Source organism: Gemmatimonadaceae bacterium (genome assembly GCA_019752115.1).
Classification (GTDB): Bacteria; Gemmatimonadota; Gemmatimonadetes; order Gemmatimonadales; family Gemmatimonadaceae; genus Gemmatimonas.
The window spans coordinates 86,477-104,215 of sequence record JAIEMN010000023.1 but is presented as its reverse complement, the minus strand read 5'-3'; the positions used below and the strand labels follow the sequence as shown (position 1 = coordinate 104,215).

At 68.3% G+C, this 17,739-nt stretch carries 24 protein-coding genes; 6 read left to right on the top strand and 18 right to left on the bottom strand.

Going from position 1 to position 17,739, the window contains the following annotated elements:
* Positions 1-8 precede the first annotated feature (8 nt).
* The 15 genes from K2R93_12265 to K2R93_12195 are packed head-to-tail and all read right to left on the bottom strand — an operon-like array spanning position 9 to position 7,212.
* Positions 9-2,576, bottom strand: a complete 2,568-nt coding sequence (locus K2R93_12265; GenBank protein MBY0490607.1) for a DEAD/DEAH box helicase — start codon at positions 2,574-2,576, stop codon at positions 9-11.
* Positions 2,573-2,905 (bottom strand): hypothetical protein, encoded by a 333-nt coding sequence (locus K2R93_12260; protein MBY0490606.1) that lies wholly within the window; start codon positions 2,903-2,905, stop codon positions 2,573-2,575. The genes K2R93_12265 and K2R93_12260 overlap by 4 nt, the downstream gene beginning before the upstream one ends.
* Positions 2,905-3,240: a hypothetical protein gene (locus tag K2R93_12255; GenBank protein ID MBY0490605.1), complete on the bottom strand. Its 336-nt coding sequence runs from the start codon at positions 3,238-3,240 to the stop codon at positions 2,905-2,907. Before K2R93_12255 ends, K2R93_12260 begins: the two co-directional genes overlap by 1 nt.
* Entirely contained in the window at positions 3,237-3,500 is a 264-nt protein-coding gene (locus K2R93_12250) for a hypothetical protein (protein ID MBY0490604.1), read from the bottom strand. Before K2R93_12250 ends, K2R93_12255 begins: the two co-directional genes overlap by 4 nt.
* Before the next feature lie 2 nt (positions 3,501-3,502).
* Positions 3,503-3,862: a hypothetical protein gene (locus K2R93_12245; protein ID MBY0490603.1), complete on the bottom strand. Its 360-nt coding sequence runs from the start codon at positions 3,860-3,862 to the stop codon at positions 3,503-3,505.
* Positions 3,859-4,524 (bottom strand): hypothetical protein, encoded by a 666-nt coding sequence (locus K2R93_12240; GenBank protein ID MBY0490602.1) that lies wholly within the window; start codon positions 4,522-4,524, stop codon positions 3,859-3,861. The genes K2R93_12245 and K2R93_12240 overlap by 4 nt, the downstream gene beginning before the upstream one ends.
* A complete protein-coding gene (locus K2R93_12235; protein MBY0490601.1) occupies positions 4,521-5,258 on the bottom strand; it encodes a hypothetical protein in 738 nt (245 codons plus the stop codon). The genes K2R93_12240 and K2R93_12235 overlap by 4 nt, the downstream gene beginning before the upstream one ends.
* Positions 5,259-5,263: 5 nt before the next feature.
* Entirely contained in the window at positions 5,264-5,428 is a 165-nt protein-coding gene (locus tag K2R93_12230) for a hypothetical protein (protein ID MBY0490600.1), read from the bottom strand.
* Between the two features lie 7 nt (positions 5,429-5,435).
* Complete coding sequence (locus tag K2R93_12225) at positions 5,436-5,996, bottom strand: hypothetical protein (GenBank protein MBY0490599.1); 561 nt, start codon at positions 5,994-5,996, stop codon at positions 5,436-5,438.
* Entirely contained in the window at positions 5,993-6,160 is a 168-nt protein-coding gene (locus K2R93_12220; GenBank protein ID MBY0490598.1) for a hypothetical protein, read from the bottom strand. Before K2R93_12220 ends, K2R93_12225 begins: the two co-directional genes overlap by 4 nt.
* The gene (locus K2R93_12215; GenBank protein MBY0490597.1) at positions 6,150-6,413 is read right to left on the bottom strand and encodes a hypothetical protein; all 264 of its coding nucleotides are present in this window, start codon (positions 6,411-6,413) and stop codon (positions 6,150-6,152) included. Before K2R93_12215 ends, K2R93_12220 begins: the two co-directional genes overlap by 11 nt.
* The gene (locus tag K2R93_12210) at positions 6,406-6,543 is read right to left on the bottom strand and encodes a hypothetical protein (protein MBY0490596.1); all 138 of its coding nucleotides are present in this window, start codon (positions 6,541-6,543) and stop codon (positions 6,406-6,408) included. The genes K2R93_12215 and K2R93_12210 overlap by 8 nt, the downstream gene beginning before the upstream one ends.
* Entirely contained in the window at positions 6,540-6,743 is a 204-nt protein-coding gene (locus tag K2R93_12205) for a hypothetical protein (GenBank protein ID MBY0490595.1), read from the bottom strand. Before K2R93_12205 ends, K2R93_12210 begins: the two co-directional genes overlap by 4 nt.
* Complete coding sequence (locus K2R93_12200) at positions 6,740-6,958, bottom strand: hypothetical protein (GenBank protein MBY0490594.1); 219 nt, start codon at positions 6,956-6,958, stop codon at positions 6,740-6,742. The genes K2R93_12205 and K2R93_12200 overlap by 4 nt, the downstream gene beginning before the upstream one ends.
* Positions 6,955-7,212: a hypothetical protein gene (locus tag K2R93_12195; GenBank protein MBY0490593.1), complete on the bottom strand. Its 258-nt coding sequence runs from the start codon at positions 7,210-7,212 to the stop codon at positions 6,955-6,957. Before K2R93_12195 ends, K2R93_12200 begins: the two co-directional genes overlap by 4 nt.
* A gap of 237 nt (positions 7,213-7,449) precedes the next feature.
* On the opposite strand from K2R93_12195, the gene K2R93_12190 reads away from it, so the two are divergent.
* The 5 genes from K2R93_12190 (at position 7,450) to K2R93_12170 (ending at position 14,011) form a co-directional block, all read left to right on the top strand.
* Positions 7,450-9,051 carry a mechanosensitive ion channel family protein gene (locus K2R93_12190; GenBank protein ID MBY0490592.1) on the top strand — a complete coding sequence of 534 codons (1,602 nt, stop codon included), beginning with the start codon at positions 7,450-7,452 and terminating at the stop codon, positions 9,049-9,051.
* Positions 9,052-9,053: 2 nt separating this feature from the next.
* The gene (locus K2R93_12185; protein ID MBY0490591.1) at positions 9,054-10,955 is read left to right on the top strand and encodes a sensor histidine kinase; all 1,902 of its coding nucleotides are present in this window, start codon (positions 9,054-9,056) and stop codon (positions 10,953-10,955) included.
* Complete coding sequence (locus tag K2R93_12180) at positions 10,952-11,623, top strand: response regulator transcription factor (GenBank protein MBY0490590.1); 672 nt, start codon at positions 10,952-10,954, stop codon at positions 11,621-11,623. The genes K2R93_12185 and K2R93_12180 overlap by 4 nt, the downstream gene beginning before the upstream one ends.
* A 135-nt stretch (positions 11,624-11,758) precedes the next feature.
* Positions 11,759-12,241, top strand: a complete 483-nt coding sequence (locus tag K2R93_12175; GenBank protein ID MBY0490589.1) for a hypothetical protein — start codon at positions 11,759-11,761, stop codon at positions 12,239-12,241.
* Between the two features lie 102 nt (positions 12,242-12,343).
* Positions 12,344-14,011, top strand: coding sequence for a transglycosylase SLT domain-containing protein (locus K2R93_12170; GenBank protein MBY0490588.1), 1,668 nt, complete (start codon positions 12,344-12,346; stop codon positions 14,009-14,011).
* A gap of 48 nt (positions 14,012-14,059) precedes the next feature.
* Here the strand turns inward: K2R93_12170 and K2R93_12165 are convergent, their stop codons facing one another.
* From K2R93_12165 to K2R93_12155, 3 genes are all read right to left on the bottom strand, one after another.
* Positions 14,060-14,815, bottom strand: coding sequence for a transglycosylase SLT domain-containing protein (locus tag K2R93_12165; GenBank protein MBY0490587.1), 756 nt, complete (start codon positions 14,813-14,815; stop codon positions 14,060-14,062).
* Positions 14,816-14,905: 90 nt separating this feature from the next.
* On the bottom strand, positions 14,906-15,430 hold the full coding sequence (gene moaC / locus K2R93_12160) for a cyclic pyranopterin monophosphate synthase MoaC (GenBank protein ID MBY0490586.1): 525 nt from the start codon (positions 15,428-15,430) through the stop codon (positions 14,906-14,908).
* Positions 15,431-15,435: 5 nt separating this feature from the next.
* Positions 15,436-16,527 carry a hypothetical protein gene (locus tag K2R93_12155; GenBank protein MBY0490585.1) on the bottom strand — a complete coding sequence of 364 codons (1,092 nt, stop codon included), beginning with the start codon at positions 16,525-16,527 and terminating at the stop codon, positions 15,436-15,438.
* A gap of 38 nt (positions 16,528-16,565) precedes the next feature.
* Here K2R93_12155 and K2R93_12150 point away from each other — a divergent pair, with 38 nt between their 5' ends.
* Positions 16,566-17,738, top strand: a complete 1,173-nt coding sequence (locus K2R93_12150) for a P1 family peptidase (protein MBY0490584.1) — start codon at positions 16,566-16,568, stop codon at positions 17,736-17,738.
* Position 17,739: the final 1 nt, after the last annotated feature.

Here is a 17,739-nt window from a genome sequence, read left to right as displayed (position 1 = left end):
CGCCATCGTCAGAAGGGGAGGGGTTCGTCAGCAAGGGACTGGAACGCCTCACACCCGACCGCCCGGACATCGTCCGGCGGCGTGGCATTCCAGTGGGCACAGGTCTGCAGCAGGTCATCCCAGCGCGCGCAAAACACACAGTTCCGATCCGCAGACGGCGCGGCGGGCGCCTCGACGTAGCGCCAATTCACCACGCGCTCGTAGCGCCCATCGCGCTCCAGCGCGATCGCGATCGGGACTTCCAACCCCGGCGCGGCCTCAAGGGCCTCCGCCACCGTGCGCGGGCACGGGCCGCCCAGATGGTCGGCCCACCATGCCGCAGCCTTGTCGCGCGCGAAGCCGACGTGCTCGACGCAGATGTACTCGGACGCGACGAGCTGGAAGTGGAAGAAGTAGTCCACCCGGAGCGTCGGGATCGTCTTCGCGGGATCCTTGGAGCGGTGCAACGCATACTCGACGCGCGTGACGTCGACCCAGCGCGGCGGGAGCTTCTCCGTCGACATCACCGGCGCGAGTAACGCCGCCGGCGCGAGCTGGGGGGGCGCCGGGGGCGGAAACGCGTGGCCACACCGGGGACACGTCCGCGTCGCGGTGCCAACGATCTCCTGGCACGTCGGGCATTCCTTGGCCGGCGCCTCCTGCTTGCCGCGTTTCTTGGGATCGCGGACACGCACGGCATCGACCGGCCCGTGCGTGAGGCAGTTGCCGCTAAAGTCCAAAACCAAGCAGTTGTGCACGAGCAGCCCCGCCGCAGTGAAGCGACGGCGCGGTCCACAGTTCAGGATGTCGTAGACGCGCGCGTAGCGGCCCGCGACTGCTTGCGTGTGTTCCGCTGATTCTGTTCTGGCGTCGCCCACCGGAGATTGCCTGGACCGTATGGCCCTTCGTTGTTGATCCGATCCAGCTGCAAATCCGGATGCAAGCCAAGGTGATCCATCACCCATCGACCCATCGCCGTCGGCGACGCAAACTCGAATCGAATCCCACGTCCCCCATAGTCCGCGAACCGCCGATCCTTTGGATTGGTGCACCGCTGCTTTGCGGCGATCGCTCGCATGAGAAGCCACTTCGGAACGACTCGGGGCTTCGCGCACGACCGACATCCCGCGGTTCCACGCATCAGGCTCGTGTACTCCTTCGTCGCTTCCGTGCCGCATACGGCACATCGAGTGTGCAAGCGTGCCTTCGTCGACTCGCGCAACACCTCTCCGGAAGACACGATCAACTTCCCGAACTGGCGTCCGACCAATTCCGGTAACAGCGATGGCAACTTGTTCGATGGCACACTGCCCAAGGCTCTTCCAGCCTTCCGTCGTCCAGACGCGGTGATCCGGGGTTGCGGTAAGTCCGGCATACTCGATGACCTCCTGTTCGCCGCGAGCGATAACGCCCGCATGGGTGACAAATTCGACGCCATCCCACACCCGCATCTGCGGCGTCACCTGTTCGATGGGTACAAGGCCGCTGTCCGTGAGGATGAGCTGGCCTTCTGCAATGCAGTCCGTCTTCCCCGGCGCGGTGCGAAATCCGCGGCCGAGCATCTGCACGTGCAGGCCCGTCGACGCCGTTGGCCGGCAGAGGGCGAGGAGGTCGATGCTGGGTTCATCATACCCCGTGGTGAGCACGTCGCAGTTCGTGAGCACGCGGAGCGTGCCGTTGCGCAGCGCCCCGAGCCGGGCACTGCGCTCGTGCGCCGAGAGCCCGCCGTGGACGGCGGCCGCGGGGAAGCCCGCCGCGGTAAGCGCCTCCGCCATGTGCTCGGCATGCGCGACGCCGACACAGAACACGAGCCAGCGGCGGCGATCCGCGCCCAGGCGCGCGAGCTCCTCGACGATGGCGGCCGTCGTCGCGGGATCGTCGACGGCCGACTGCAACGCCTCCGCCACGTACTCCCCGCCGCGCATCGCGACGCCGGTGACGTCGTAGCGGGTGAGCGTGGCCTTGGAGATCAGCGGCGCCAGATACCCGCCATCGAGCAGGGTCTGGATGCTGATCTCGTACGCGACCTCGTGGAAGACGCGGCCCTCGCCGGTGTCCAACCGCCCGCTATCCAAGCGGTACGGCGTGGCGGTGAGCCCGATGGTGCGGACGTTCGGGTTCTTCGTGCGGAAGGCCTCGAGCACCTTGCGGTACGCGGTGTCCTCGGAGCGGGGCACGAGATGCGCCTCATCGATCAGCAGTAGGTCAAACGGGCCGTAGTTGAACGGCGCGCGCGCGAGGGTCTGGATCGACGCGACGGTCGCCGGCGTGGCGCGATCTTTCCGGCCGAGCTGGCCGGAAATGATCCCGCAGTCGAGCGCCTTCAGGCCGGCGTGCTGCAGCGCCTTCCAGTTCTGCTCGATGAGTTCCTTGCGGTGCGCGATGACACAGACGCGCGCGCCGCCGCTCACGGCTTCGGCCGCGAGCGTGCCCATGATGAGCGACTTGCCGCCGCCGGTGGGGACCACGAGGAGACAGTTGCCCTCGTTGGTGGCGTGCCACTGGTAGGCGGCGTCGATGGCCAAGCGCTGGTACGGTCGCAGGGCGAGCCGGGGGCGCGTCGGCGCGTCCGCGTCGAGCAACAGTGGCGCGCTCATGCCGACCGCCGGTAGGGATGCCGCCATGGGGCGGGGGCCCAGGGGGCGTCCGGTTGCGGTTCCACCGTGCGCACGATCGCCCCGAACGCATCGCGCAAGGCGACGGCTCGGCTGGTGGGCCTGATCGTGCGCGTCGTCGTCGGCTGGCCGGGTACGCGCCAGCGCTGGATCGCAACGAGCGCTTCCAGCAGGTGGAGATGGTCGACCAGCGTGCGCTGCGGGATCCCAAGCTGCTGCTCGAGCGCGGGCGCCGTGGTGGTGCCCGCGAGGATCGCGTCGAGCAGCGTGTGCAGCGTCCGAATGCGGGCGCGGAAGACGTCGCTGTTCATCACCCGTTCCCCCCGTCGCGCGCGGGCGGGGTGGAGGGAGTGCGCAATCCCCCGCAATGCGCGCAGACCAAACGCGACCCGTCGCCGTTGTCACCAGCGCATGTGCATGGGTCACGGGGCTCCAGCGTGGCCAGTTCTGCGAGCAGAGCATCCCACGTTTCCGAGCGGAACACAACATCGGTCAGCTTCCCACGGTTGAGCGCGCTGTGTTGCAGCGTCAACAGACGAACCTTGGACAGCTTCGCCTCTATCGCTTCGTACTCCTCAAGCGGTACATACTCGCCGTCTGGATCGGGAATGAACCCGTCCTGCGTCCATGCGTAGATGTCGCTCACGCCCCACCCCCCTGCGCGTCGGGCGTCGTGGCGGCGAGCAGCTGTTGCCACTCCCGCACGTCGCAATCGTCGCCCGCGTCACCACGGGCGATCTGTTCGGCGATGTCAAGCCGAATCGTCTGACGGTCGCGCGGCTCCAACATCGGCCAGATACGACGCACGATGCGCGCAACCAGCGACGGCATATAGGTGCGGCGACCGCAAGCGTACCGCACGCTGCACAGCGCCAGTGTTCCGAGTTCGTCCGGAGAAAGATCCACGCTCACCCGTCCCCCTGCGTCGTGGCGGCGAGGGCGCGGACGGCGGCGTGTAGCTCTCCCTCAGCGTCGTTGACTTTCGCAGCCAGTCCGAGCGCTAGGTCGCTCCGTGCGCTCAACTCATCGTGCAAGCGCGTGAACTCCACCGCAGCGGCCACGACAGGGCCGATGCGCGCCTGCATGTCCTGAATCTGTTCTTCGGTCAGCGCCATGCGTTCCAGCGCATGATGCAACCGGCTCTCGCGATGCACCCACACACGGGGGTGCCCGTTGTTCGGCATGTACGACCAGCGGTTGACGCTGCGCCCTTTGCGCCGTTCGTAGGTGCGCCCGTTGATGACGAGCGCCGTAATGCGAAAGCTCATGCGCTGGCCTCCTCAATCAGCGCCACGCGCACAACACGCGCACCACAGCCGGGGAAATTGGCGTTGTCGTCGTCGGCGATTTGCTGCGCTTCTTCCCGAGTCGTTCGCGGGAATCCCTGATTGCCGTTCGCGTAGGTCACGCGCCACTCGTTCAGCTCCACCACCCGCCGCGCGTCGGGGGTGGCAGTGTCAGGCAAACGGCCAACGATGGCCTGACCCGCTTCGCACATACACGCCATGCTGGTCGGCAGCGCGTAGCCGCCGCTCCGGTCGATAACCTTCACGTATCCACGCCCGCCGCACTGTGAACACGGCAACACCACGTCGGGGGTGGCGACGGACGGGGCGGGGGTGTGAGTGTTTGGTGCAAACGACAGGACAGCAAGAATCTCGGCGTCGGTAGCAGGGCGCATCTTGCCTTGCCACCACTCGTCACACTCACGCGCCGCCTCTGGTGAAATACCAAGCTCGTCTAGCTCGTCGTCTGTCAGCTTGCGCGGATCGTAGATAGTCCCTTCCCATACACACAGCGCCCCGACTGGCGAATCACTGGCCATTGCCTCGGGGAGCGAGTCGTCCTCGCAGGTGGTCGTCACAAGACCACGCTCGTCACGGCTGAACGACCGCGCGCCTTCCCACTTGTCGAATAGATAGAGTTTCATCCTTCCTGCTCCGGCTGCGGGGTGGCACGTCCAACGGCACACATGCGCTGCACCAGTTCAACGGCAGACGATTGCAACGTGGCAACGGTAGGGGCAAGAGCCTTGTCCGCAGCGTCCCCCGCAGCGTCCCACGCAGCGGCCCTCGCAGCGGCCCTCGCAGCGGCCACCGCAGCGTCCCACGCAGCGTCCCCCGCAGCGTCCCACGCAGCGGCCCTCGCAGCGGCCCTCGCAGCGGCCCTCGCAGCGGCCACCGCAGCGGCCCACGCAGCGGCCCCCGCAGCGGCCGATTCCTTGCGGGCGGCATCCAACACCGACGCACACGCCGTTGCGATCTCGGCACTCGTCAGCGGTGGCAACGCGCGCAGTGCGTCAGCGTGCGGCTTGAGCCGGTCGGTAAGGTCCATCCATGCGGGCGCCTGCACGCGCACCAACCAATCGGTCGCCATCCACGCGCGCGTTTCCTCATCGGCTGCGGTGGTGCGCGTGCCGATCACCAGCGGCAGCAACGGGCGCAACAACTCCGTGCGCGGCGGTTCCGGCAGTGAATCATTCCAGTTCCGCAGGAACGCCGAGATCACGGGCGATACGCACTGCGGGTGATCGCTCCACGGTTCGCCCGCGATGTACGCGGCGGCTTCCATTACGCACATCGCGCCATCGTCGGCCTTGTGTGCGCCGCTGTCAAACGTCACCGTCTCAAGGAGCGCCGCGCGCTCGGGCAGAATCATCGTCATGGTGGTTACTCCGGCTGCGGGGTGGTGGTTCTCTTGTGAATGGCGATCACTTGCTTGAGCGCGTCCACCATGATCTCGGAAATGCGCTTATTCTGTTCTTCGTCGGCTGTTCGCTCTGGCCACTTGTATTCCACGCGAGCATCGGGAAACGACAGGTCGATGCGACACATGCGCGTTCTAGGCATCATCCTGCTCCGGCTGCGGGGTGGGGGTGGGGAGGGCGGCGTCGATGGCTTCGCGCAACGTCGCACCAGTGGTGGTATCCCATGCGTCGAGTTCCCAACGCGGCGGGTTCTCCAACGGGTAGAACGCCGCCTGAAAAACCTTGGCGGATTCGAGAAAGTCCAACCGCTTCGCATCCACCTCCATCGCCGCCACCTGCGCCCGCGCGGCGGTGAGGTCGGCTTTTGTGTTGTGGAGCATAGCCAACAGACCGCTAACGATTCCGGCGTTCTCCTTGGCAAGCGTTTCCGCCGCCGCGCAGCGCGTGGCGAGGGCGCGATGCGACAACAACAACTCGCGCAAGTCGCTCGTCAGAACCTCAGTAACCGATTCGTCGCATAGTGCATCGTCGGTCAACCTCGCGATCACTTCCGGCTCGGGCGCGGTCAGACCGTACGGCGGCGCGATGGTCACCCGATCAGCCGTCGCGTTCGGGACGCCAATCGAGGCGAGGATTTCGGCGTCGGTGAGATCCTCGACGAGACGGTCGAGGTCATCTGGCTCGGGCGCGGTCATGACGCCACCATCCGAAAGAATCGAGCGGCGAGTACGGCGATCGCGACCCAGCAGCCGACGGCAAGCAGCGACGCGACGATGCAGCCTTCTGGCGTGGCGTTGCCGTCCTCGCGGTTCCTGGCGCGCGCGAGCGCGTCGATGTCTCGGGCTTCGTCAGGGCGCACGACGCACCTCCGTCGGCACCGCGTAGAAGTTCAGTCCATCGCCTTCATAGTTCAGGCGAGCAACGGTCACGAATCCGAGGCGCGCGCTCGTGCGGAGAATGTCTCGGAGCGCATCGTTTGGGACGGTGCGACATACCCACGTGCCCAAGTAGTCGGTTCCGAGCGAACGCCGCAGCGCCGCCTCGCGCTCCTCGAGCTCGCGCACACGCCGCTTCAGCGCGCGCGCCTCGCGCTGGGAGATGGGCTTATTCATGCTCGTCCTCCCAGGTCGCGACGGGTGTCGAGATGGCCAACGCGAACGCGTAGAAGGCCACGAAGAGGCAGGCGTAGCACAACGCCAGCACCGCCGGGGAATACGGCTGCAAGGGATTGCGCCACATCATCGGGCACCCTCCCGCACGAGCTTGTCGCGGTGTGTGCTGATCTTTTCGCACGCAAAGCCGCACCCGATGGCGACCACCATGCAGATGGCCGCGAGGTTGAAGTCACTCGCCGCGTACGCCTTCCCAAAGCGCACGGACGTCGCCACGAGCAGGATCAGGGACGCCTGATCGAGTAACCGCATGACATCGATTCGGTTCATCGTGTACGCTCCATGGCACGGAGCGCCGCGCGTACTTCTGCTGCCCCGCGCCGCGCAGCGGCAGAGTCGATGCGCACCCGAGGACGACGGCTCGTAGACGCGACATACCGCGTGGCGCGATAGCGGGTGGAGCGCAGGCGCAGCGCCTCGAGCAGGAAGGCGAGGATCGCGCGTGAGGTCAGTGCGATGGTCACGGGCTTGGACAGGCGGCTCATCCGCGGAACTCCCGCGTTTCGCCGACGAGGCGCACGTACTGCGCGCGGCCCGTCCGTTGAATGGCCCCGAGCCCCAAGAGCTGCGCCAGCAGCACGCCCAGGTGCGCGCGCGAGATGTCCGGCACCGCCGCGTGGAGCGCCGTCAACGGCGTGGGCGCGTCGGCGTCCGCGCTCATCGCGAACAGCACCCGCGCCTTGTAGGAGTCCCGCCGGACGGTGAACGTCGGCGGCGCCGGCGTCGCGGTCAGCCCCATGGCTGGAGCCTCCGCGCCCAGGCGGCGAGGGCGAACGCGGCGAGGAGTTCGGGTGGACACACCGTGGCACGCACCCCCGCGGGCGCGGCCGGTCGGCCCCGAGGGGTGGCGGGCGCCGTCCCCTTAGCGCGGCCCGTCGCGTCCGACGGCGCGCCCGCCTGCCTCCTCTCTTTTAATCCGTAGGTCGTGGGTTCGATCCCCACCCCGGTCATTAGATTGTGGCGCATGTGGAGACACATGTGGACTGCCGCCCTCGCCGTGGGGCTCACCGCGGCGACGGCTCAGGCACAGCTCGGGCTCGCCCCGCGCCGCCCCATCGCCGACACCGCTGCCGTGGCGGTGTCGCCCGCCTCCCCGCGCGCGGCCGTGCAGGCGTACCTGCGCCTCGCCGAGGCCAATGACTGGACCGGCGCCGCGGATTTCCTGGCGGTTCCGGCGTCGGAGCGCGAGCGGGCCCCCGCGCTCGCCAAGCGCCTCAAATCCGTCATCGATCAGCGCCTCGCGCTCGATGTGCGCACCCTCTCGCCGCTCGCGGCGGGTGATACCACCGACGGCGATCTTACCGGCGACCGTCTCGGCGTGATCCTCAGCCCCAATGGCCGCGAGGATGTCCTGCGCCTCGTGCGCATCGGGGCAGATCCCTCGCGCTGGGTGCTCGCCAGCACCAGTGTGGGCAACATCGACGCCTGGTACGAATCGCTTGGCGCGCCGTGGCTGCGCGATCGGCTCCCGCGCTCGCTGCAGCGCGAAGGGCCGCTCAACGTGTATTACTGGCAGTGGCTCGGGCTGGCCATCATCATCCCCACGCTGGTGTTGCTCGCGTGGCTGCTGGGGGCGGTGCTGCGCAACGTGCTCGGGCGCCTCGCGGCCCGCACGGTCACCGATTGGGATGATCTGCTGCTCGAGAATCTGCGCGGGCCCTTCCGGTTGTGGGCCGCGGCGCTGGTCGCCGAGCCGCTCCTCTCGCTCTTGCAGCTCAATCCGCGCGTCGCCGCCTTTGTGTCGGCGTCCACGCGCGGCCTGCTGCTCATCGCGCTCTTCTGGGCCCTGCTCCGGATCATCCGGCTCGCGCAGCTGCGCATCGAACGCGCGGCCGATGCGAGCGGGCAGGGGGCGCAGGCCCGCACGCTGGTGCCGCTGTTCGGCAACATCCTGCGCGTGACGGTCGCCGTCATCGCGCTGCTCGTGGCGCTCGCGCAGTTCGGGTATCCCGTGGGTACGCTACTCGCCGGTCTCGGGATCGGCGGTATCGCCGTGGCCCTCGCCGCGCAGAAGACCGTCGAGCACCTCTTTGGCAGCGTAAGCCTCGCCGCCGACCACGCCTTCCGCGTGGGGGACTGGGTGCGCGCCGGCACCACCGAAGGCGAAGTGCAACGCATCGGGTTGCGCAGCACGAGCATTCGGACGATCGATCGCACCGTCGTGCGCGTCCCGAATGGGCGACTCGCCGACGAACGCATCGAGACGTTTGGTGAACGCGACCGCATTCTGTTCCGTACCGATCTCGACGTGCCCTACGATACGACGCCGGAGCAGCTCGCGCAGATTCGCGATGACATTGAAGCGGCGCTGCGCGCTCAGCCGCTCATCTGGCCGGACACCGTGCGCGTGCACATCGTGGCGTTCACCGATTCGGCCGTGCGCTTCAATATCGTGAGCTGGTTCCGCACCACCGAATGGAACCAGTTCCTCCGCATCCGCCATGACCTGTTTCTGGAGTTCATGCGGATTGTCCGCGGGCGCGGTACCACCTTCGCCTTCCCATCGCGCGTGGTCTACCACGTGACCGGCAAGGATGGCGATGGTCGCGTGCCCAGCGTCTCGCCGGTGGACGGCTAGCGGTGAGCGTTCTCAGTTCGCTGCTCCCGGCGCTGCTGCAGATCGATACCGAGCTGCGCGCGCCCAGTCTCATCAATCCCGACCTCTCGGCCACGCTGCTGCAGGGAGCGGTGACGAGCGGCGTGGCAGCGTTGTGTGCGCACTTGTGGGTGCGCTACCGACGCCCGTGGTTCGGGCTGTTCGCCGTGGCGTGGAGTGTGTACGTCGCGCGGTTGTTCTGCATTCTGTCGTTCCTGCTGTCGGGGCAGCGCGTGTGGCTGTACTGGCATCAGGTCACGACCGGCTGGACGGCACTGGCGTTGCTATGGGCGGCGCTGGTCTTTCTGCGCCAGCCGCGCCCGCGCGCGATCTACCTGGCGGTGGCGCTCTTCCCGCCACTCTGGTCGTATCTCGCGATCTATGTGCTGCAGCAGTTCATCTGGGCCGCGCTGCCGGCCGTGCTCTTCTTGAGCGCGGCCACGATCTGGACCGGGTGGGTCTTCTGGCGGCACCATCGTCTCGTCGGCTCGAGTGGCGCCAAGCTGCTCGCGTTTTCCTTTGGGCTCTGGGGACTGCACCACCTCGACTACCCCTTCCTGCGCGCGCAGGGCGCGTGGACGCCCTGGGGCTACTATCTCGATATCGCCTTCGAGCTGCTCGTCGCGGCGGGGTTGATGCTCCTCGTGCTCGACGACCTCGGGCGCGGCGTGCGCGCGCTCTCGGCGCTCTCCGGTGACTTGCAGCGGCGTGAGCGCGGCGCCGATCCGCTCGATGTGCTGCTGACGCGTCCGCTTGGTCTGCCGGGCGTGAATGGCACGGCCATGTATCTGTACGACGTGCCCGCTGGCACCGCCGAACCGGATGACGAAGCCGGCGATGCGCTCGAGCGCGTGCTCCAGGCGGGGCGTGCCGCGCGGGCGGCGGCCGAGCCGATCGATCTCGGTGCGCCCGGGCACTTCGTGCGCGGCGCGGGCGTGGCGGCGTCGTGGGTGGGTGAAGAACCCACGCCGGCGGTGCTCGCCGCGTTGCGACGGGTGCGACAGACACGGCAGCCGCAGGTCGTGGCCGCCAGTGGCCGCCAGCCATTCATCGCGGCGCTCCCGGTGGGGTCGGGCACGCACCTCGTGGGTGCCCTCGTGATGGCCGGTGAGGTGCGCAATCCGTTCACCGCGCTCGACGATGACTTCCTCATGGCGCTCGGTCAGCAGGTGGGCGCCGCGCTCGAGCAGTGGGCGCTTGATCGACAGCTCGCCGACCGCACGCGCGACCTCGAGCAGCTCTCGGTGCGCATGGTGCGGCATCACGAGGAAGAGCGTCGCCGTCTGTCGCGCGAATTGCACGACGAAACGGCCCAGGTGTTTTCGGCGGTGAAGATGCAGATCGGGGCACTGCGCGCACAGCTGGTGGAGGGCGCCGGTCCGCGCATCGATCGCCTGCTGACGCTCGTGGACACCGGCATCGCCAGCATCCGGCAGGTCACGAGTGCGTTGCGCCCCACGCTGCTCGATGATCTGGGGCTGCGCCCAGCGCTGCACTCGCTGGTCACCGATTTTGCTGAACGCAGCGGCCTGCAGACCGCCTTCGATTGCCCGGCCACCTTGCCAGCGCTCAGCAGCGATGCCGAGCTGGCCATCTTCCGCGCCCTGCAGGAGGCGCTGTCGAACGTGGCCCGTCATGCCGACGCGAAGGCGGTGCAGGTCTGGGTGCAGGTCCAGGCGGAGCAGCTCGTGCTCCTCGTGCGCGATGACGGCAAGGGCTTCGCCGCCCTCCGGAACGGTCGCGTGGTGGGCGCCGAACATCGGATGGGGGTCGCCGGCATGCGCGAGCGCCTCCTTGCGGTGGGGGGCGATATTCAATTGTCCAATCGCACTCCGGGTGCCGAAGTGCGGATTTCCGTCCCCATCCCAGTGAGCGTCCCGGCATGACCAGCGCCGAGGGCCCAGCCCGCATTCGTGTCCTGATCGCCGACGACCACGCCCTCGTGCGCGAGGGGCTGCGGTACGTCCTCGATGCCGATCCGAACATCGAGGTGGTGGCGGAAGCATCGAACGGACGGGCCGCCGTGGACCTCGCGGTGCAGCATCGCCCCGATGTCATCGTGCTCGACATCACCATGCCCGAGGAGACGGGGCTCAAGGCGGCCGAGCGGCTCCGGGAGCTGCTCCCCACCGCCAAGATCCTGCTGTTGTCGATGCATGATCAGGGCGAGTACGTGCGCGAAGGGATGCGCATCGGGACGAACGGCTACCTGCTCAAGGACTCGGCGGGTGAGGAGCTGCGCGCCGCCATCCGGGCGGTGCAGGCGGGGGGCACCTTCTTCTCGCCGGCGGTGGTACGCAAGCTCACCTCGGTCGAGCCGGCGGCCGAGGCCGAACCCACGGCCCAGCAGCTCGAGCTGCTGACGCCTCGCGAGCGCGATGTGCTGGCCGGCGTGGCCCGAGGGCTCACGAACAAGGCCATCGCCGCCGAGCTTGGGATCAGCCGCCGGACGGTGGAGGCGCACCGCGAAAGCCTCATGCGAAAGCTGTCGATCCACTCGGTGGCCGGGCTGACGCGTTTCGCGCTCGAGACGGGCGTCGTCGCCGACGCCTAGCCGATTGGCCTGGCCACTGTGCGGTTCGTCACGCGCTGGTGCGCAGAACCCGTGACCGGCGCGTGTTACCGCTCGTCCGCGGGGTGTAGCGGTTGATCCGCACTGTCGGGTCCTCTTTCCGGTCGCGCTTCCCGCATGATCCTGCCCACCCCGCACTTCGGCGACTTCTCGTCCGACGCCTCCACGGTCGGTGATCCGACCGGTGGCGCGCGCCTGCGGTTGTTGGCGTCGCGTCTCGAACGGGCGCCGGCAGGGGTCTCCCGGGTCGTGGTTGAGTTCGCGCACGTGCGCAGCGACGACGTGGTCGTCGGGCGGCAGGAAGGCACGGCGTGCCCCGGCGGTGATCTGCGCCTGGCGGCGCTGGCGACGTTTGAAGCGCTCACCCGGGCCGCCGACGGCGCGATCGCCTTCGACCTGATCGGCGTGAAGCCGGTGCGCGCCTTCGATACGACGGTCATGATGGTGGCCGCGGTGGTCCGTCAGGACGGCACCGCGACGCGCGTGGTGGGCGCCGCCATTGCCGACGGCAGCGAGATCGAGGCGACCGTTCGCGCGTCGCTGCACGCGGTGAATCGGCTGGTGTCGCCGCTCCTGGGCCCGCTCCCAGTTCGCGACTGAGCACGCGCGGTGCACCGGCGGTGCGCACACCCTGATGCACCCGACGTGATGTACACTGCACTTCGGGTCGCGCGCGCCGCACGGCATCGGTAGGTTGTCCCCGTGCGCTTCACCCTGCCTCCCGTGCGCGTGCCTCGCGCTTCGCTGCTGACGGCGGTCGTCGCGATCGTATCGGCCTGCCGCTCGCACCCCACGCCGGTCGCGGCGCCAGCCCCAACACCGGCGTCGTCGGCGCCGGCCCCGACGAAGCCAGTCACCACGCCTGCATCGGCGCCGCGTCAGGATCCAGCGACGCGCGACGAGGTGGTCAAGACGGCGGTGTCCGTCTTTGGCGATTCCGCCGTGGTGGCGGTCGCCGATTCCATGAACCCCGAGGAGCCGGTCTGGGACCTCGATGTGCGCTCCTACGAGACGCATGATCGGGTGGAGTACTACGTCGACCTGTTCACCAACCGGGCGCGCGAACGCTTCGTACAGCGCCTGTCGCGTGGGACGCGGTACGAGCCCATGATCCGCGCCAAGCTGCGCGCGAGCGGGATGCCGGAGGACCTCACCTATCTGGCGCTCATTGAAAGCGGCTACGATCCGCACGCCTACTCCCGCGCCGCGGCGGTCGGGATGTGGCAGTTCATGAGCAGCACCGCGCGCGACGTCGGGCTCCGGGTGGACTGGTGGATGGACGAGCGCCGCGATCCGGCTCGCGCCACCGACGGCGCCATCCGTTTCATCGGGTTCCTGCAGAAGCAGTTCGGTTCGTACTACCTCGCCGCGGCGGCATACAACGGCGGCCCGGGGCGGGTCTCCCGCGGGCTGACCCGCTTCGCCGACGAGCTGGAGGGGAAGGAGGGAGAGGACCGGTTCTTCGCCCTGGCCGAGCAGGACTATCTGCGTGCCGAAACCAAGAACTACGTCCCGCAGCTCATCGCGGCCGCCCTCGTGGCCAAGATGCCGGGCAAGTACGGGATCCAGCTCGATTCCTTGCCGCTATATGCCTACGACTCGGTCGAGGTCGCGCCGGGGACGTCGCTTCAGGCGCTGGCGGCGGCATCCGGGCTGGCGGGGAGCGATCTCAAGGAGCTCAACCCGGCGATCCTGCGCGGGGTGACGCCCCCCGAGGGCCGCGTCTGGCTGCGGGTGCCCACCGGTCACGCCGAGGCGGTACAGACGGCGATGACCGCCGCCGACGCGCGAAGCCTGCGCGGCTGGGAGACCGTCGAAGTGGCCGGCAGCACGACTACCGCCGCGGGCTTCGCGGAGCGTCATGGCGTCACGCTCAAGCAACTCCGGTGGTACAACCCCGCGCTCAAGACCACGAAGAAGGGGCGGCTGGTCGCCGGCCAGACGGTGCGGGTGCCTAATCGCGAGTCGATCGCGCTGGCCCGTGAACTCCCCGATCCGTCGATCGAGCGATATGGTCCGAATGGCGGCGCATCGCTCTCGGCGCGCGGGGTGCACGTGGTACGCCGGGGCGAGAGTCTGGGGAGCATTGCCCGAAAGTATGGGCTGACGGAGGCGCGGCTCCGGTCGCTCAATGGCCTCAAGGGGAGCCGTGTGCTGGCCGGTCAGACGCTGGTAATTCGCAGCGGCAAGCGGCCCGCCAGCAAGGTCACAATGAACACGAAGTCAGCTAAGGCAAGTGCTTCCAAGAAAAAGAGTTCGAAGTCTGGCGCGAAGTCATCATCGAGGTCGGCGACGTCCAAGTCTAAAGCCAATTCGACGTCCAAATCCAAGGCGACCTCGAAGAAAGCGCCGACCAAGAAAAAGCGGTGAGCCACTGGCTCACCGCTTTTGTTTACAGCGCAGAATTGTGATTGGCGCTCAGTCCAGCGTGCCCCGGCCGCGATAGCCGCGGAGCATCAGGCTTTCGTACCCGTTGGCCGGGCTGACCCCCATGCTGAGGGCGCTCTGCACCGCGGCGGGGCCGCGGTTGTAGACCAGCAGGGCGAGCTTGAGGTCGCCCTTGTACTCCCGGATCAGCGTCCGCAGGTACTTGAAGCCGATCCGCAGGTTCACATCCGGGTCCATCAGCTGCTCGCGGGTCACGCCGGGCTCGAACTCGCGGGCGGTGCCGAGCATGAGCTGGGTGAGCCCCACGGCGCCCACCGGGCTCTGGGCACGCGGGTTGAAGACACTCTCGACCCGGACGAGGCGGAAGCCCAGCTCCGGTTCGATGCCGGCGGTGACCGACGCATCGTAGATGCGGCGGGCCAGGTCGGCCTTGATGCGATACTGCGTGCTGAACGTATAGATGCGGTGCCAGCGGGAGAGCGACTCACGATGGACCGTGTCGTGTGACTCGCTGAAGCCGATGGCGGCGATGCCGTTCGGGGCCACGGTCTTGCGGCGGAGCACTTCCCCGGCCGGCTTCCAGATCGGCTGCACGGCCAGCGGCGTGGCGGACTGGCGGGCCAGGGGGCGACCGAGCCAGCGGCTTGGCGCCGTGGTGGTCGTGGTGTCGCTCATGATCCCCGTCGTGGCGACCCGGTCGGGGCGCACCAGCGACGCGGCGGCAAAAACAATCGCGGCGGTTACCGCGACCCGCGACAGCCGACGGCGCGCATGGCGGCGATGCATCCGCTTCCGGCGAGCCACCGCATCGCGGCTGGGTACTCTATCACTTCGATCGCTTGGGTCGTACATGGGCCCTCGCTTACTGCAGGTCAGTCAAGGACTCCGGGTGAAATCCCCCGTCGTGCCGCCGCGCTTTTCGCGCAGCACGATGCCGGAAATCTCCATCGTCCGATCGACCGCTTTGGCCATGTCATAAATCGTCAGCAACGACACAGACGCCGCGGTCAACGCTTCCATCTCCACCCCGGTTTGGGCGGTGGTTCTGGCGAATGCCTCTACCCGACAACCAGGTAGCGACTCATCGAGACTAACCGTGACCTCGACCCCGGACAACGGGAGCGGGTGGCACAGCGGAACGAGCTCAGCCGTTTTCTTGGCTGCCTGAATTCCGGCCAGTCTGGCGACTGGAATGACATCGCCTTTCTTCAAACTGTTGTCCCGTATGGCGTTGAATGTTTCCATCTTCATGGAAATATTCCCCGTCGCGACTGCCGATCGTACGGAAATCGGCTTCTCGCTGACGTCGACCATGCGGAAAATTCCCTGGCCATCGATGTGAGAAAAGTCACGCGCGACTCCCGATTCGGGCTCGGGAGTCGAGGCAAGCGGCTCGGTCATGTCCGTCAGGGATGCAGGGTGCGATGCAGCGTCGTGAGCAGATGGGCGCTGAGGAGTTGCGGGCTCACGTTGCCTTGCGCCTTGGCTTTGGCGGTCTCGATATGAATGAGCGCCGCCGCGGTGCGACGCGCATCCGCCTCACGACCCGCATGCACCAACTGCGTGGTGCGCGCGTGCAGCAGATGCGTGAGGGCATCAAGTGTATCGCTGAAGGAGCCGCGCGCGCCGGCCACGCCCTGTCGGGCCGCCGCCTTCACGCGCTCCACGGTGCCATCGGGGGTCGACGGGGCGAGGGCGGCTTCGAGCAGTTTGCGCGCCGCGGCAAACGCGGCGGACATCGACTCGCCGGCAAACAGCTCGCCCGGGGCGCCGTTCGCGCGGGCCAGGGCTTCCTCGGCGGGGACGCGCGCGAGCTTCCGCGCCACCACCGCATCGGCGAGGAATGCCTCCATATCCGCCCGCCCCAGCGGCGGCACCCGCACCGACACCACCCGCGACTTGATCGTCGGGAGCAGGGCGCCCGGTTCGCTCGTGGTCAGGATCAGCGTCGTCCCCGGAGGTGGCTCCTCGAGCAGCTTGAGAAAGGCATTGGCCGCCTGATCGGCGCCTTCCTGGCTCACCATCCGCTCGGCGTCGCCAACCACGAATACCGCCCGCTTGGCCATCGCCGGCCGGAGCGACGCGAGGTGCACCAGCGCCCGCACGGTCGCGACGTAGAGCCCCTCGGTCCCGGGGGGCGGCGCCCACAGCCCCTCCGCTTCCATGCGTTCGGTGATGGCTTCGCCAAGATCGCCCTTCACCTCGTCAGCGCTGGCGTCACCGTCCTTGAGCCGCGGGCGCGGAAAGAACCAGTGCAGGTCGGGATGCATCCCGCGTTCGGCGTACCGGCAGTGCTGGCAGGCCCCGCACGGTTCGGGCAGGTGTTCGGCGACCGCGCGCTCACAGAGGAGATACTGCCCGAGCCACAGCGCAAACCGTTGCTTGCCCACGCCACGCCGCCCCTGAAAGAGCAGACTCGCCGGCAGGCGCCCGTCGGCTGCCGCCGAGGTCAGCCGCGCGCGCAGAGCGTGATGTCCATAGAGAGGGCGATGCGCCATGCGGGGAATGTAAAGCGTCGGGCAGTATCTTAGGCGGCATGCGCCTCCTCCTCGTGCTCCTCCTCCTCTCGCCGCTGGCCCTTCCGGCCGCGTTGCCGGCTCAGGTCCGCGCCCGTACCCTCGGCCTCGCCCCTGGGATCTTCGTGCCCGGCCCCAAGAACGCCATTACGGATGTCGCCGGGGTGCGCGTCGGGCACGCGACCGTCTCGATGGGTGACTCCATCCGCACCGGGGTCACCGCGATCATTCCTCATGGCGGGGACCTCTTCCGCGACCGTGTCCCGGCGGCGCTCCACGTGGGCAACGGGTTCGGCAAGCTGCTGGGCGTCACGCAGCTCCGCGAACTGGGGGAAATCGAAACCCCCATTCTGCTCACGTGCACGCTGTGCATCTGGCAGGCGGGCGATGCGCTCGCGCAGTGGATGCTCGCCCGGCCGGAGAACGCCCAGGTCCGTTCGATCAACCCGGTGGTTGGCGAGACCAACGATGGCGGGCTGAACGCCACGCGGGCCCGGCCCGGCATCGCCGCTGCGGTGCAGCAGGCGCTCGCCGCCGCGGACACGGGCGCGGTGGCTGAGGGGAGTGTCGGGGCCGCGCATGGCACCATCATGTTTGGCTGGAAGGGCGGCATCGGGACGAGCTCCCGCCGCCTGCCGGCGTCGCTCGGTGGCTACACCGTGGGCGTCCTGGTGCAGGGCAACTATGGCGGCGTCCTGCAGATGGCCGGCGTGCCCATTGGCCAGCTGCTGGGGCGCTACAGCTTCCAGCGCGACGTGGAGCCGGCCACCGGTGCCCGTCGCCCGCCCGGTGATCCCAACGCCGAACGCGGCGACGGCTCGTGCATGATCGTCATCGCCACCGACGCGCCGCTCCTCTCGCGCAACCTCGAACGCGTGGCGGCGCGCGCGGTGATGGGGCTCGCGCGCACCGGCTCCAGCGCCTCGAATGGGTCCGGCGACTACGTGCTCGCCTTCAGCACCAACGCCCGCGTGCGCCGGAATCCCGACGCCACGCTCAATACGAACGACGAGCTGGGCAACGAGGCGATGTCGGCGCTCTTTCAGGCGGTGACCGAAGCCACCGAGGAGTCACTCTACAACGCCCTGCTCATGGCCACGCCGGTCAGCACGCGCACACAGCGGGTCGCGCCGCTGCCGGTGGACTCGGTGCGGCTGCTGCTCCGGGCGCGCGGAATCGGGACGGGGCGCTAGA

What these genes read in the sequence shown, in the direction of transcription:
- K2R93_12265 (MBY0490607.1), bottom strand. Translation starts at nt 2,576, where the DNA reads ATGAGCGCGCCACTGTTGCTCGACGCGGACGCGCCGACGCGCCCCCGG.
- K2R93_12260 (MBY0490606.1), bottom strand. Translation starts at nt 2,905, where the DNA reads ATGAACAGCGACGTCTTCCGCGCCCGCATTCGGACGCTGCACACGCTG.
- K2R93_12245 (MBY0490603.1), bottom strand. Translation starts at nt 3,862, where the DNA reads ATGAGCTTTCGCATTACGGCGCTCGTCATCAACGGGCGCACCTACGAA.
- K2R93_12240 (MBY0490602.1), bottom strand. Translation starts at nt 4,524, where the DNA reads ATGAAACTCTATCTATTCGACAAGTGGGAAGGCGCGCGGTCGTTCAGC.
- K2R93_12235 (MBY0490601.1), bottom strand. Translation starts at nt 5,258, where the DNA reads ATGACGATGATTCTGCCCGAGCGCGCGGCGCTCCTTGAGACGGTGACG.
- K2R93_12230 (MBY0490600.1), bottom strand. Translation starts at nt 5,428, where the DNA reads ATGTGTCGCATCGACCTGTCGTTTCCCGATGCTCGCGTGGAATACAAG.
- K2R93_12225 (MBY0490599.1), bottom strand. Translation starts at nt 5,996, where the DNA reads ATGACCGCGCCCGAGCCAGATGACCTCGACCGTCTCGTCGAGGATCTC.
- K2R93_12215 (MBY0490597.1), bottom strand. Translation starts at nt 6,413, where the DNA reads ATGAATAAGCCCATCTCCCAGCGCGAGGCGCGCGCGCTGAAGCGGCGT.
- K2R93_12210 (MBY0490596.1), bottom strand. Translation starts at nt 6,543, where the DNA reads ATGATGTGGCGCAATCCCTTGCAGCCGTATTCCCCGGCGGTGCTGGCG.
- K2R93_12205 (MBY0490595.1), bottom strand. Translation starts at nt 6,743, where the DNA reads ATGAACCGAATCGATGTCATGCGGTTACTCGATCAGGCGTCCCTGATC.
- K2R93_12200 (MBY0490594.1), bottom strand. Translation starts at nt 6,958, where the DNA reads ATGAGCCGCCTGTCCAAGCCCGTGACCATCGCACTGACCTCACGCGCG.
- K2R93_12195 (MBY0490593.1), bottom strand. Translation starts at nt 7,212, where the DNA reads ATGGGGCTGACCGCGACGCCGGCGCCGCCGACGTTCACCGTCCGGCGG.
- K2R93_12190 (MBY0490592.1), top strand. Translation starts at nt 7,450, where the DNA reads ATGTGGACTGCCGCCCTCGCCGTGGGGCTCACCGCGGCGACGGCTCAG.
- K2R93_12180 (MBY0490590.1), top strand. Translation starts at nt 10,952, where the DNA reads ATGACCAGCGCCGAGGGCCCAGCCCGCATTCGTGTCCTGATCGCCGAC.
- K2R93_12175 (MBY0490589.1), top strand. Translation starts at nt 11,759, where the DNA reads ATGATCCTGCCCACCCCGCACTTCGGCGACTTCTCGTCCGACGCCTCC.
- K2R93_12165 (MBY0490587.1), bottom strand. Translation starts at nt 14,815, where the DNA reads ATGCATCGCCGCCATGCGCGCCGTCGGCTGTCGCGGGTCGCGGTAACC.
- moaC (MBY0490586.1), bottom strand. Translation starts at nt 15,430, where the DNA reads ATGACCGAGCCGCTTGCCTCGACTCCCGAGCCCGAATCGGGAGTCGCG.
- K2R93_12155 (MBY0490585.1), bottom strand. Translation starts at nt 16,527, where the DNA reads ATGGCGCATCGCCCTCTCTATGGACATCACGCTCTGCGCGCGCGGCTG.
- K2R93_12150 (MBY0490584.1), top strand. Translation starts at nt 16,566, where the DNA reads ATGCGCCTCCTCCTCGTGCTCCTCCTCCTCTCGCCGCTGGCCCTTCCG.